This is a genomic window from Erysipelatoclostridium sp. An15 (assembly GCF_002160675.1).
GTDB classification, from domain to species: domain Bacteria; phylum Bacillota_I; class Bacilli_A; order Erysipelotrichales; family Coprobacillaceae; genus Thomasclavelia; species Thomasclavelia merdavium.
Window position 1 is genome coordinate 14448 of record NZ_NFLA01000037.1, and the last position, 14087, is coordinate 28534.

A 14087-nucleotide genomic window follows, 5' to 3' on the forward strand; every position below is an offset into this window, starting at 1 on the left:
CTGCCTCCCTACTTATGCAAATTACTAGTTGTCCGTCTTTGATAATCGCCATAATGACTATAACTATCATTACTAAAAATACTGCGGTGAAATGCATTTAAAATAAAACCGATAAAATCTTGATCATTTTGTTTTAAAACATCACAAAGATCATTAATAGCTCCTATTTCACTCCAATCTTCACGAACAACCATTACTGAAGAATCACTATGATTAATAATTGCTTCAACATCCACACATGCTCCCATTGGTGGTGTATCAATGATTATATAATCAAAATTTGAACGACATTTTTTAATAAACTGAGCAAATTGGGTTGTTAAAAAGTAATTACTAGAATTTTTTTTAGAATCTTTTTGGCTAATAATAGCTAGATTATTTTGATATGTAATAATATCTTCATATTTACAATTACCGTCAAGATAATCAGATAAGCAGTTTTTAAGTTCTTTTAATTCAAAAACTTTATATAGTGCTGGTTTTCTAAAATCACAATCGATAATTACTACTTTTTTACCTCGATCAACCATTGATAAAGCAATATTACCAGCAATCGAAGACTTTCCTTCATTTTCAGCAACACTAGTAACTAATAATACTTGCTGGTTTCTTCGACGCATATGTCTTTCAATCAATGCTCCTAATTTTCGATTAGCCTCACTATAAGGCATGCTTAATAAAGGTGAGTTAATCAAAACGGATTTTTTTGGTTTTTTCTTTAATTCTTGTAATGAATGATACTTGCGTTCATATGGAATGGTAGTTATTATCCGACCATCTAATTGATACTTAGCCTGTTTACTTCTTTTAACTGTTTGTCTAAATATCGATAATAACGCAATTATTCCAATCATTACTACTCCAGAAGCTAGAGTACCTAATTTTTGAATCCGTGAATAATTAAGCGGATTAGAAGCACTCATAGGCACAGAAGCATCTTGAACCATTTGTAATGAGGCATTAGAAAATAAGTAATCAGATACACTTGTATAATTATCTAATGCTGATTGCATAATTTGATAGGTCATTTTTGGAGTATTTGATGTCACCGTTAAAGTCATCAAGTTAGTTTCAGAAATAACTGAAGCACTAATTTGATAATCAAGATTATCTACCTCTAAATCAGCTTTTATTTTTTCTTTTAAAGTATCACTTTGAAAAACCTCACTAAAAACCTCAGCCATATTCATTGCTGTCGTTAATGAGCTATAAGTACCACTTTGACTGCCACGAGCCGTTACAGCCATTGTTGCTGTTGTTGTATATTGAGGACTATAAGTCAATCGATAAACACCAGCTATTGCAAAATATGTGGCCAACATCACTAATATTATCATCCAGCAATTTCTTATCACATCGACGATAATACTTCTTAAATCAATATCATTTATTCGAAATTCCATCATTACCACCTCTACTCATTAACTATTACCGTCAAATATGTTGTTCCTTGACCAGCATTAGAAGAAATGTTGTATTCTACTTCATAAACTCCCGGAACACTAGTATTGACATTTGATTGATATTGAACATTTCGTTTTGCTAGTTCATTACCATTACTATCTTGAACTTGATAAATATAACTTGCTGGATCAAAACTAGCTCCTTGATTTAAATAAACAATATTTTCACTAAGTTCAATATCAATTGACTGATTATTTTCTTCAATGACATGAACCGGTAATGTAACATCAACATAATCACCAAAACTATTAGTGATAGAAACACTAATACTATAATCACCAACTAACTGATAGTTAATATTACTTTCTTGTAAAGTAACTAAATTTGATACATCTCCATCTAATAAATCGTTAGCACCAATATATGATAAAGCATCGCCGCCATTACCAGCTGTAAATACTAAAGGTTGTGATAATGATATTTGGGGTGAACGATAATCACTAAAAACAACTTTACGATTAAAAGTTGTTGAATTATGATTAGAATCAAAGACCACATATGTAACTTCACTAGTCCCGGCAGTTACAAATCTTGAGATTCCCCCAACTAAAATATCATCACTAATATCACCATCTTTTTGATCATAAGCTTTTAATCCAGTTAACAAATCTTCATCATTATAATTACAAGTTATTTCTAAAACTTCACGATCGCTTGTTATTTGTGGATAAGTAGAATCGCTTGATGTTTTTTCGACAATTGAGGAATAGCCATAAATCCCTATTCCCATAATAAAAAAGATAATTACTATGATTCGTATAAATTTCATCATATCCTCCATTTATGACTTAATTTTTGAAAATAAAAAATAGTCGCTATCTTCAATATCTTTTATTAACTTTAATATTTTGATATAATTAAAGCTAACAAAGAAATAGAAAGAAGGTATGGTCGACTATGAAAAACATTAATCAGGTTTTTCTTAACTTATTGTGCGCCTATTTTCAAAATCAAACTGTTGTAGACATTCCTACTGATTTAGGTGCACTCTATGATTTAGCTTTTAAGCATAATTTAGTACCAATTATTTATGAGGTACTAAGAAAAAATGATGATTTCAATCCATCATCAAATAAATTTATGGAAACTGCAATTAATCAAATTGTCATGCAACAGCAAAGAACAGAACAGTTTTTAAATATTTATCAAAAACTATTAGCTGCCAATTTAAAACCTTTAGTTATTAAAGGCTTAGTCTGTCGGCAGTTATATCCTCAAAGTGATTATCGCTGCTCTTCTGATGAAGATATCTGGATTAAACCTGAAGATTTTAATAACTGTTTTCAAGTATTAACAAATAATAACTTTCGTTGTACAAACAAGCAGCTAATAACTGATGATTTTTTAAATACTGTTCAAACAATTAACTTTACTAACAATATTTTAACAATTGAAGTTCATATAAATCCTTTTGGAACTTTAGATGCGTTACATAAACAAATGAATAGTTATTTTAAAGATGCTTTTGATACTTCAGTATCAATAAAAGTTGAAAATCAGCTAATCTATACTTTAGAGCCAACTAAACACTATTTATTTTTAATTATTCATTTATATAAACATTTTATTAGTGCTGGAGTTGGAATTAGACAAGTATTAGATATTTTAATTTTCTATCAGCATTATCAAAAAGATATTGATAATAATCAAATCAAAACAATCTTAAAATCGCTACATATTAATAATTTATATGATGCCATTATGCAAATTGGTAAAAAATATTTAGGTTTTAATCTAATACCTAATGATCAAGTCATCCATAATATCGATGAACTAACTGATAATTTAATTGAAAACGGCTGTTTTGGAACTAATGATGTAAACCAAGCATATAGTTCTCTTTATACTACAGTATCATCAAGAAATCAGGATACATCATTAATTAAAAATATTTTTATAATGTTATTTCCACCAGCTAAACAATTATCAATTCGTTATCCTAAACTAAAAGAAAAACCATCTTTATATCCTTGGTTTGCGTTAAAACGAATTTGTAATTTTTCTAAAAAAATTATTACTGGTAAATTAAACCCGTTTAAAGCTTTTTCGTTAGGTAAAAAACGAACTAAAATTTTAAAAGATATGAATGTATTTAAATAAAAATATGCTGTTAGTTACAGCATATTTTTATTCATCACCCTCTAAAAACTTTTGTACTTCATCATGATTAGCTTCTTTGATTATTCCATCCTGAACCCTATAAACCCGGTGACACATTGAAAAGACACTAGGACGATGAGCTGCTACAATTAAAGTTCTAAGTGGATCTCTTTTTAAGATGTTTTTTAATACTTTCTTTTCTGTAGCCATATCCAAAGCACTTGTTGCCTCGTCCAATAATAAAACCGGAGCATCAGCTAACAATGCTCTTGCAATCGAAAGTCTTTGTTTTTGCCCTTCAGAAAATCTCCGTCCTAATTCTCTTACTGAAGTATGAATTCCTTCTTCTAATTGTTCCACAAATTCCCAAGCACAAGCTGTTTTTAAAACTTCAATAATTTCTTCTTCAGTTGCATCAGGTTTTACCATTGCAATATTTTGAGCAATCGTACCACTAAATAAAGTATTACCCTGAGGAATATAACCAAACAAACAACGTGTCGCAGATGAGATATCAATCATTTCATGACCAGGATTACCGATTTTAAGTTTACCTTCACGGATATGAAATAAACCTAATAATAAATTTAAAGTTGTGGTTTTTCCTTGTCCCGAAGGACCAAGCAAGCCAATAATTTCGCCAGGTTTAGCATAAAAACAGGCATTTTCATAAACAGGCTGGCCTTCTTGATACCAAAAACTGACATTATCCATTAATATTTCAACACCACTTCTACCAGCAACACTTAAAATATCTTTAGCTTTTTTGTCATCCTGAATTCTTTCACGAGGTAAAGTTATAATTTCAATAATTCGTTGAGCATTAATACAAGCTCTAATCAGTGTTGGTGCCAAATTAACAATTGAACTAAATGATCCTCGTAGCGAACCAGCCATCCCAACAAACATTGTCATTGTTCCATAACTGATTTCTCCTTGCCATAAACGAAATAAGGCATAACCATAGCAAGCATATCCGATAACCTGGCCAACTAATGAAGTAATAATAGTTGTTAAAGATTGAAACTTATTTTGATCTAATGATATTTTCATTGATTCTTGAGTTACTTCATGAAAATTATCAATAAATCTAGGTACTAATCCAAATGCTTTGATCATTTGAAGATTTTGAAAAGTCTCCTGATCAAAAGCCATCTTATTACTTGAAAAATCTTGATTTCTTTTTGTATACTCACGCATTTTAGCCATTGTATATCTAGAAGTAATCAAAGAAATCGGTGCTCCCATTAAAGCAATGACTGCCATCATATAGTCATTTTGAATCATAATCCAAAAAGCACTAAAAAAGCTAATAAAAACGGAGATAACCGTTGGGATAAACGTTAAGATACTGTTTGCCACCATCCCGGCATCTCCGTTAATACGATACAATAAATCACCAGTTCGATATTCTGATAATGCTTCCCAATCTGTTTGCATTATCTGTTTAAAAATATCTTCTCTGATTTCATTTTGAATCTTTAATTGAATTTTCAAAGAAATTCGAGTTCTAATTACATTGATAAAAATTTGTCCAACGCCAACTCCTACATAAGTAAAAACAACTGAAAAAATAATTTGAGTATTACCCGCAGTTACTGCATCCACCAAATCTCGAGAAACAACTGTCGAACCTAAACTAAGCAAAGAACCAGAAGTCATTAAAAAAGTATATATTGCAATTAGCCACCAATATCTCTTTACATAAATTGCCATCCAAGCTAACTGCTCAAATAACTCTTTTAAACGTCCTTCTTTAATTCTTTTAATAATATGCTTAATTTTTTTCATCAAACACCACCTGTTTAACCATTAATACTGAATCTTCATCGGCTTTATTAACTAATTCATAAACAGGGACATGAGTTAATAAATGATCCAAGGTTTCTAAGCATAAATCCATTCCATCTTCAATCCACATTGGATAAATAATGTTATTACTTACCTCACTTACTTTTTCAAAACCTTCCAGTTTTCTTATCCTATTTTCCTGTCCCTGTTTCAATACAACCAATGCCTTAACCAGTACACTAGTATTTTCACAATAAGGCGATGACCCATGCCAAGGAGTTCCCCAGCCAATAAATTCATCACCCTTATCTTCCACAAATACGCAATCACCATTAATAATTAAAGCATCTAGATATTGATGCCACAACTCTGCTTGAGTAGTCTTACCAATACCTGATGGTCCTAAAAACATAATGCCGCTATTTTTATATTCAATCAATGAACTATGAACTTGTATCATATGATTTCTTACTGCATGTGTATAAAACAATTGCATAGTAAAAGCATCAAAACTTTCTGGATGTTCCATTTTTATAATATTTGCTTTACTCCAATCTTCATTTACAACCATAATATCATTATCACAGATTACTAGATTTGAGTTAACTGTTGACAATTTACTATACCTTAAGCCATTATATACCTGACCTTTTGATGAACTGTATATAATAATATATTTGTTATTGCCCAAATGAGTATCCTTAAATTTTTTCCAAACAGATGCAATTATAATACTACTCTCAAAAAAAAAATTAAATCCACAAATAAAAAAACTGTTTAATTGATTCATATATATTAAATAATTATGACGAACTCCCTATTCTGCACCCAACTGTCGCATCTAAAAACTGCGTATATGCATCATTGCTTTCATCAGTTACATTATTAATATAGTTTTGCCAAAATATAAAAATTGCATCCAAATTACCACCAGATTCTTCTGTATTGCTAAGGTAATCTAAAACATCTTCATCGCTATTAAACATTCCACCATGATTGTTACTATAATAATTTAAAGGTGAATTAGAAATATCTAAATGCCAACCGTTACCTGTAAATCCATTACTTATCCACTGAAAATACCATCCTTTTGATAAAGTAGCTCCTGATGGTATAACACCTTCATTGTTATTCACCGAGATTCCTCTCACACTCTCATACTGGTTATTAGGTGCTTGAACATAATTACTTCCGCTAATAAAACTATTATTACTCATTAGTTTTGTCCTCCTCTTTCACTCTTTTATAATAATCTCTTATTTTTTTACAATATTCTTTATTTATTTTGTGAACACTTCCTGAGTTTGTTGCAAGTGTTGCTGCACACTTAAAGCAAACTTTAGAAAAATCACATTCTTTGCATTCTTGTGGCCAATCTAGTTGATCTTCAAATTCTACTAGTCGTTGCCACGCTTCTTTAAAACTTAATTCTTTAATTGAAATATCTGGTTCATTTAAAAAACTGCAAAATCTAATTTTACCATCCCAAGTAATCCAATACCCTAATCGATAATCTTTACAATAAGTACATGGTTTTCGTTCAATATTAATAGGATTATTAATGAAATGTTTTATTTCTTCAATTTTACTTTTTTCAATATTTTCTTTTACTCTAATTTCATCTAATTCTGCATTTTCTTTTCTAATAGAATTACGAATACCTCCAGTAGAAGCGTATGGTATTTGATTGATAAATGCATAAAAAGCCATCTTTTTATGTTCTTCAATATTTTGTTTAGTGATAGTACTAACCAGATGAACTGGTATTTTCATTTGTCTTAATAATTGTATACCTTGATGGACTTTAGTAAAACCATCTTTAATACCACATACTTTTTGATACGTTTCATCACTAGCACCATATAAAGTAATCTTTATTCCTCTTGGTGGATAATCTTCAAATATTTTGATATATTTGTCCTTTATTAAATATCCATTTGTTTGTAAAGTAATAAAGAAACCCATTTTAGCTAATGTAGTATAAATTTCTTCAAAATCAGGATGTAACAATGGTTCACCGCCGGGTAATACATAACCATGTTGTCCCTTCATCTTTTGCTTGTTTTGCAATTTCAATCCATTGTTTGCCGTTTAATTCTTGGCCATATTTTGAAATATCCTTTTCTTTTAAATGAACATAACAAAAAGAACAATTGAAATTACATCGCGGTGTTAATTCAAATGTTCCTGATATTGGTATTGCATCAGTATATGCTTTTTCCCATACTTGTTTATAGAAAGGATCAAGCCACTCCATTCTTCGACATACTGGTTCAAACTCATATGCCATTATTTCTCACCTGATGGAACACGTATAAAATTAAAACCTCTCATTTTACCATCATCTAAAATGTAGTTATCTGCTAGTAATTTAATATAAGATTCAACATCTTTTCTAGCCACTTCTTCATTTACTCCATCATAATGTTCCATAATCATTTTTACTAAATCATCAACTTCAAATTCATTATCTTTCATGAAATCCCAAAGATAAGCCGCTGAAGATGAAATATAAACTATCGAAGTTACTTCTTGAACTCTTTTACCTACTGGTACAATAACATATTGATCTGCAACTTTTCGTAAGACTAAATCATCTTTTAATTTCATTACGATCACCCCTTTATAATGTTATTTATCAATGTATTTAAATACTTATTTCTTGCATCCCCTCCCCCAAAATAAAAAAAGAACTACTAGGTAGCTCTTGTAATAAACTTACAAAAACTGTTAAAAGACAAAATAAAAACAGGGTATTTACATACCATGTCTAATTTTGAGTATAATGTACCAGTTCGTATAATATACGAACTGGTACTATGATAACAGAAATTTAAAATCAACGTGACGTAGCAACGATTAATTTTAAAAGTCATTTGTAAGCTTAGTTTTATTTTAAATTAATCAATTTACTTTGTCAAATTCAATAAATTTTAATAATATTACAAAAACATACTGAGTATTTCTAAAATTGCTGTAGTAGACAAATTGCTTAAAACATTGATTCCATAATTAGCAATATGTTCTTTAATCTTCTCTTTAAAAGATAAAACTGATTGTTGTTTTATTGCTTCAACTAATTCAGGTGCTTTTTCTATTTCTTTTATTTTTAAATAATCATGTTCTATGTTTTTCCAATTTATTTTATTTGAATTGTTTGAATTAATAAAGGTATTGTTATTGCCATGTTGAAAATTACTATTATTCATATTAATGTTAAATGTCATGTTAACTACTCCCTATACAATTTATTACTTAGACTGAAATACGTTTCCGTCTCCATATTGAATATTACTGTTTTTCATATCAATAGTTATATGTGGATTAGTACTATTAAAACAATTTTCCATAACATTTACGATTTCACTTAAAAACCTTCTTTCAGAAGCATTAAAATAATAATTTTCTCTAGAATTTACACTTATTTTTAAATAATAACCTAATGCATTATTATCAGAAATAATTTTTAATATAACAAAAATAGCAATACCAGCTACTATTATTCCTAAAACAGGAATATAAATTAGCAAAATTAATCCTGCTATTGCTCCAATATATAATTCACTTGGAATTTTTCTTTTTTCCATCGGTGAAATAGAAACACTTGATACATTTGATAATTGAATTACATGATTACTAAACTTTAAAATATTCTCTTTAATTTCTATATTACTATCTTTATAAACATTATTTTCTTTATCCATTTTATTTTCCCTTCCCACTTACTTTTCTATAATAAAAATGAGCTTTTATACTCATTTTTATCAATTATTAATTTTTATTCTAGAAATAAAACTATATTCATTACCTACTATTGTAACATCTAATTGTTGTACACATAAACCAAGCCATGAATAATATTCAGCCATACCAATTATAATATTTCCTACATCTGACATTGACATATACCCTTTGGAAACATATCCAGAATATTGCCGATGTCTAAAATCATTAGATTCTAGGTATATTTTAATATCTCTCCATGCATTCCTATAATGAATTGAAGGATAATATTTTTTTAGAAGATTTTCACTTAAATCAAAATTAATAGCTTTTCTTGTTTTTAAAAAACTTTTCATTTCTAACTTTAATCTTATAATATGATTCTAAAGCATCTTCTCGATATTCGATTGTATCTCCTTCATAGCGACAATACCACTGATCGATTATTTTTAAAAACCAGCTTGTCTTAGGCAAATTCCATTGAGCACCCATAATAGTGTCAAAATCTTTATCATTTCCTTTATAAATACCAGTAGATATCTTTTTGACACCATTTTCAATAAAATATTTATCAATTTTATCATAGCATTTATCGATATCAATATTGTAATGTTTAGCTTTTTCTATACTTAAATAAATTTCCATCATCATAGATTAATCACACCTTTCAAATATATAATACTAGAATTAGTTACTTGATACAATCTAAATTATCCTTCTATATTATATACATTCAAAAATGTGAATTTTCTTTTTAAAAATTGTTTTTTTTACTTTCTCCAAACCATTTTATTAACTACTCCAGTATATGATTGAATTAATTTTACTACTTTTGTACTTACATTTTCTTCTACATAATCTGGTACTGGTATTCCTAAATCATTGTCCTTATTCATTTCTACTGCTGTGTCTACCGCTTGTAATAATGATTTTTCATCTATTCCTGCTAAAACAAAACATCCTTTATCTAATGCTTCCGGTCTTTCTGTACTTGTTCTTATACATACTGCTGGAAATGGTCTATTGATACTTGTAAAATATGAACTCTCTTCTGGTAATGTCCCACTATCACTTACTACTGCAAATGCATTCATCTGTAAATTATTATAGTCATGAAATCCTAGTGGTTCATGCTGTATTACTCTAAGATCTAGTTTGAATCCTGATTCTTCAAGTCTTTTCTTGCTTCTTGGATGACATGAATATAGTATTGGCATATCATATTTCTCTGCCAGTTTATTTATCGCATTAAATAGTGATAAAAAGTTCTTCTCAGTATCAATATTTTCTTCTCGATGAGCACTTAATAAGATATATCCTTTTTCTTTTAGATTTAGTTTTTCTAATATATCTGATTTTTTAATTTGTTCTAAATTATTATGTAATACTTCTGCCATTGGTGAACCAGTTACATATACTCTTTCTTTAGGGAGACCACATTCATGAAGATATTTTCTTGCGTGTTCACTATATGCCAGGTTTACATCGCTAATAATATCAACAATTCTTCGATTTGTTTCTTCCGGTAGACATTCATCTTTACATCTGTTACCTGCTTCCATATGGAAAATAGGGATATGTAATCTTTTAGCACTAATAGCACTTAAACAGCTATTAGTATCACCTAAAATCAACAAAGCATCCGGTTTGATTTGATTCATCAGTTTATAAGAACAGTTAATAATATTCCCTACTGTCTCTCCCAAATCATCACCAACTGCATTCATATAGACATCAGGATCTTTTAATTTTAAATCATGAAAAAAAATACCATTTAAATTATAGTCATAATTTTGACCGGTATGCGCTAATATACAGTCAAAATACTTTCTACATTTACTAATTACAGCAGCTAATCTAATAATTTCTGGTCTAGTACCAACAATAATTAATAGTTTTAACTTTCCATTTTCTTGCCATTTAATATTTGAATAATCTTTATTTATATCCATTTTCATTTCTCCATTTTACCAAAATAAAAAAATGAGCTAACTGTAACTCATTTTATTAATTATTTTATCTATTTCAAAAATTCATCAAGCTTTCTTACCATACAAAATCAGCATATCTAGCTTCTACTTCGTAATACGATTTTAATGCATCTTCACGATATTCGATTGTATCACCTTCATACCGAAAATACCAGTTATCTACTATCTTTAAAAACCATGCTGTCGTTGGTAAATCCCACTGTGCTTTCATGAATGTATCAAAATCTTTTTTATTCCCTTTATATATTCCTTTTCCTATCTTCTTTACACCATGCTTTCTAAAAAAATCATCTACTTTTTTATAACATTCTTCAATATCAATATTATTTTCCTTTGCTTTTTGTACACTCAATTCCATTTCCATCATCATAGTTTGATTGCACCTTTCAAAATATATATCATTAAAATTAATTAATAATACAATCTAAATTATTCATCTATTATTAGATATATTCTTATATAATTTGTTCTAAATTATTGGTTTCACCAATATTAAAAACTATCGGCTCACATTTGTTTAAATATCAAAATTTGCATTGTATATATGTGAAATTAAACTATAATTATTTCCGACTATCGTTACGTCAAATTCAATTACACACAATTTCAACCATTTTAATTTAATAGCCATTTCTGTAATTATATTCAATACATCTGCCATTGGTATGCATTTTCTAGATACATATCCAGAATACTGACGATGAATAAAATCACTTTTTTCTAAAAATTTTTTTATTTCTCTCCAACTATTTCGATAATTTTTTGAAGGATAATATTTTTTTAGAAGATTTTCACTTAAATCAAAATTAATAGCCTTTCTACTAATTGAAGTCTGCATATCTTGCCTTAATCCGATAATATGATTCTAATGCATCTTCTCTAAATTCAATTGTATCACCTTCGTAACGACAGTACCATTGATCAACTATTTTTAAAAACCAGTCTATCCTAGGAAGTGCTGATTGTGCACAAGCAAAAACAGAAAAATCTTTATTATTCCCTTGATAGACTCCTTTAGAAATCTTTTTAACACCATGGCTTAAAAAATACTTATCAATTTTACTATAACATTCATCAATATTATAATTATTCATTGTTGCTTTATCTTTACTTAAATAAATTTCCATCATCATAATTTAATCACACCTTCCAAAATATATCTTACTAGAATTAATTACATGATACAATCTAAATTATCCTTCTATTACTATATACATTTTAAAAGAATGAAATTACTTTAAATTATTCATTATTTAAGTAAATATAATTTTCAAACAGCTATTACTTATAGCAAAATTAAGAGCTTTTCTGGTTCCTAATATAACTGTTATGTTGCTTTTTAATACGATAATATGATTCCAATGCATCTTGGCGGTATTCTGGACTATCTGGTTCATCACCAAAATAACTAATATACCATTCATCTATAATTTTTAAAAACCAGTTAGTATTAGGTAATTGTCCTTGAGCTATTGCGAATGTTGTAAAATCTTTTTTTACACCTTTATAGATACCTTTAGCAACCTTGATAACTCCTCTAGATAAAAAATAATTATCAATTTTTTCATAACATGAATTTATATCAATGTTATTATCTTTTGCTTTACTTTCATTTAAATATATTTCCATAATCATTTTCTCACACTCCTATAATAGTAAGTATTTTATCAGTTATCATATTATCGATAGTATAATATCCCTCACTATTATATACGAGATAAAATCATAAATTTCTTTAAAAAGTTAAACTTTTTCATAATAAGTATCAGGATGAGTAGGATCAAACTGTTCATTTGCCCACATTATTGTTACCATATCCGTTTTACCAATATTGATAATATTGTGAGTATACCCTGTAGGAATATCAACTACTTCTAATTTATCACCACTTACATGATATTCTATAATTTCATCACTATATATATTTCTAAATTGTATTAATCCTTCACCACTTACAACCAAAAATTTTTCATTTTTACTATGGTGCCAGTGCTGTCCTTTAATTATTCCTGGTTTAGAAATATTAACACTTACTTGTCCATATTCTAATGTCTTTATAAACTCTGTAAATGAGCCTCTTTCATCTATATTCATTTTCAAAGGATATGAAAATTGTTTTTTTGGTAAATAACTTAAATATGTACTATATAGTTTTTTTTCTAAACTATCTTCTTTTAAATTTGGAACAATCAAATTTCCTCTTGATTTTTTAAATGAATAAATCATTTTTGATAGCTCTTCCAAAGTAATTTCATGAGTAGGATGAACTTCATTATATTCTCCAATACTAATAGTTGGATGACCTTCCAACGCATTTAAAAACTCATCTATTACATCATCAATATAGCATAATTCTATTTTTGCATTAGGATTATTAATTTGAATATCTTTATCATGTGCAATATTGTAACACCATGTTGCAACTACACTATTATAATTAGGCTTGCACCATTTTCCAAACAGATTTGCAAGTCTATAGATATAGACCTTTGAATCATTATTCATTGCATGTTTGATTAAAATCTGTTCCCCTTCTTTTTTGCTTTTTCCATAATCATTACTTTTCTTTGCCTGAATAGATGAACTGATAAGAATTGGACAGTTATTATTATGGGATTCTAATGAAGCACATAATAATTCTGTAAAATTGGTATTTCCTTCATAAAATTCTTCAATATTTTTGGGACGATTGACACCTGCAAGATGAAAAACAAAATTACAATCTTTTACATATTCTTTCAAATCATCAATTGTATTTTCAATATCATAAGTATATATATCCTGAATATTAATATTTCTAGTCTGGTCTTTACCATCTTTGATATTTTTTAATGTACTAACAAGATTTTTACCTACAAATCCATTAGCACCAGTTACTAATATTTTCATTTACACACTCCCTCGTATAATATGTACGTAATCATTTAATGATTTTTATTAAATTCATTATTGATTGTACATTCTAATTTTAAGATAATAGTTTTGTTTTGGATGAAGGTTTTATTCTCACTCCCTGTG

The 14087-nt window shown here is 28.3% G+C and carries 19 protein-coding genes; 1 reads left to right on the forward strand and 18 read right to left on the reverse strand.

What is annotated here, in order from left to right; translation table 11 throughout:
• Window positions 1-8: 8 nt before the first annotated feature.
• Both B5E92_RS11135 and B5E92_RS11140 read right to left on the reverse strand, forming a co-directional pair.
• Window positions 9-1403 carry a polysaccharide biosynthesis tyrosine autokinase gene (locus B5E92_RS11135; RefSeq protein WP_158095226.1) on the reverse strand — a complete coding sequence of 465 codons (1395 nt, stop codon included), beginning with the start codon at window positions 1401-1403 and terminating at the stop codon, window positions 9-11.
• 11 nt (window positions 1404-1414) lie between these two features.
• Entirely contained in the window at window positions 1415-2233 is an 819-nt protein-coding gene (locus B5E92_RS11140) for an immunoglobulin-like domain-containing protein (protein WP_087302183.1), read from the reverse strand.
• A 128-nt stretch (window positions 2234-2361) separates the two neighbouring features.
• Between B5E92_RS11140 and B5E92_RS11145 the strand changes: the two genes are divergently transcribed.
• Complete coding sequence (locus B5E92_RS11145; protein WP_087302185.1) at window positions 2362-3564, forward strand: nucleotidyltransferase family protein; 1203 nt, start codon at window positions 2362-2364, stop codon at window positions 3562-3564.
• A 27-nt stretch (window positions 3565-3591) separates the two neighbouring features.
• On the opposite strand, the gene B5E92_RS11150 is transcribed toward B5E92_RS11145, so the two are convergent.
• From B5E92_RS11150 to B5E92_RS11220, 16 genes are all read right to left on the reverse strand, one after another.
• Window positions 3592-5355 carry an ABC transporter ATP-binding protein gene (locus B5E92_RS11150; protein ID WP_087302187.1) on the reverse strand — a complete coding sequence of 588 codons (1764 nt, stop codon included), beginning with the start codon at window positions 5353-5355 and terminating at the stop codon, window positions 3592-3594.
• On the reverse strand, window positions 5342-5971 hold the full coding sequence (locus B5E92_RS11155; RefSeq protein ID WP_239406450.1) for a hypothetical protein: 630 nt from the start codon (window positions 5969-5971) through the stop codon (window positions 5342-5344). Before B5E92_RS11155 ends, B5E92_RS11150 begins: the two co-directional genes overlap by 14 nt.
• Before the next feature lie 187 nt (window positions 5972-6158).
• The gene (locus B5E92_RS11160; RefSeq protein ID WP_087302189.1) at window positions 6159-6572 is read right to left on the reverse strand and encodes a hypothetical protein; all 414 of its coding nucleotides are present in this window, start codon (window positions 6570-6572) and stop codon (window positions 6159-6161) included.
• Entirely contained in the window at window positions 6565-7407 is an 843-nt protein-coding gene (locus B5E92_RS11165; RefSeq protein WP_204245272.1) for a radical SAM protein, read from the reverse strand. Before B5E92_RS11165 ends, B5E92_RS11160 begins: the two co-directional genes overlap by 8 nt.
• Complete coding sequence (locus B5E92_RS15695) at window positions 7370-7645, reverse strand: hypothetical protein (protein ID WP_204245273.1); 276 nt, start codon at window positions 7643-7645, stop codon at window positions 7370-7372. Before B5E92_RS15695 ends, B5E92_RS11165 begins: the two co-directional genes overlap by 38 nt.
• Window positions 7645-7965, reverse strand: coding sequence for a PqqD family protein (locus tag B5E92_RS11170; RefSeq protein WP_239406451.1), 321 nt, complete (start codon window positions 7963-7965; stop codon window positions 7645-7647). Before B5E92_RS11170 ends, B5E92_RS15695 begins: the two co-directional genes overlap by 1 nt.
• A gap of 332 nt (window positions 7966-8297) precedes the next feature.
• Window positions 8298-8582, reverse strand: coding sequence for a hypothetical protein (locus tag B5E92_RS11175; RefSeq protein ID WP_087302191.1), 285 nt, complete (start codon window positions 8580-8582; stop codon window positions 8298-8300).
• Window positions 8583-8606: 24 nt separating this feature from the next.
• The gene (locus tag B5E92_RS11180) at window positions 8607-9059 is read right to left on the reverse strand and encodes a hypothetical protein (RefSeq protein ID WP_087302193.1); all 453 of its coding nucleotides are present in this window, start codon (window positions 9057-9059) and stop codon (window positions 8607-8609) included.
• A gap of 60 nt (window positions 9060-9119) precedes the next feature.
• Window positions 9120-9254, reverse strand: a complete 135-nt coding sequence (locus B5E92_RS15925; protein ID WP_255376224.1) for a hypothetical protein — start codon at window positions 9252-9254, stop codon at window positions 9120-9122.
• Between the two features lie 145 nt (window positions 9255-9399).
• Window positions 9400-9729: a hypothetical protein gene (locus B5E92_RS11190; protein WP_087302197.1), complete on the reverse strand. Its 330-nt coding sequence runs from the start codon at window positions 9727-9729 to the stop codon at window positions 9400-9402.
• A 119-nt stretch (window positions 9730-9848) separates the two neighbouring features.
• A complete protein-coding gene (gene wecB / locus B5E92_RS11195) occupies window positions 9849-11030 on the reverse strand; it encodes a non-hydrolyzing UDP-N-acetylglucosamine 2-epimerase (RefSeq protein ID WP_087302199.1) in 1182 nt (393 codons plus the stop codon).
• 94 nt (window positions 11031-11124) lie between these two features.
• The gene (locus B5E92_RS11200) at window positions 11125-11439 is read right to left on the reverse strand and encodes a hypothetical protein (protein WP_087302200.1); all 315 of its coding nucleotides are present in this window, start codon (window positions 11437-11439) and stop codon (window positions 11125-11127) included.
• 147 nt (window positions 11440-11586) lie between these two features.
• On the reverse strand, window positions 11587-11907 hold the full coding sequence (gene vapD, locus B5E92_RS11205) for a VapD family protein (RefSeq protein ID WP_087302202.1): 321 nt from the start codon (window positions 11905-11907) through the stop codon (window positions 11587-11589).
• Window positions 11891-12202, reverse strand: coding sequence for a hypothetical protein (locus B5E92_RS11210; RefSeq protein WP_087302204.1), 312 nt, complete (start codon window positions 12200-12202; stop codon window positions 11891-11893). Before B5E92_RS11210 ends, vapD begins: the two co-directional genes overlap by 17 nt.
• 163 nt (window positions 12203-12365) lie before the next feature.
• Entirely contained in the window at window positions 12366-12704 is a 339-nt protein-coding gene (locus B5E92_RS11215) for a hypothetical protein (protein ID WP_087302206.1), read from the reverse strand.
• A 108-nt stretch (window positions 12705-12812) separates the two neighbouring features.
• The gene (locus tag B5E92_RS11220) at window positions 12813-13958 is read right to left on the reverse strand and encodes an NAD-dependent epimerase/dehydratase family protein (RefSeq protein WP_087302208.1); all 1146 of its coding nucleotides are present in this window, start codon (window positions 13956-13958) and stop codon (window positions 12813-12815) included.
• Between the last annotated feature and the right edge of the window lie 129 nt (window positions 13959-14087).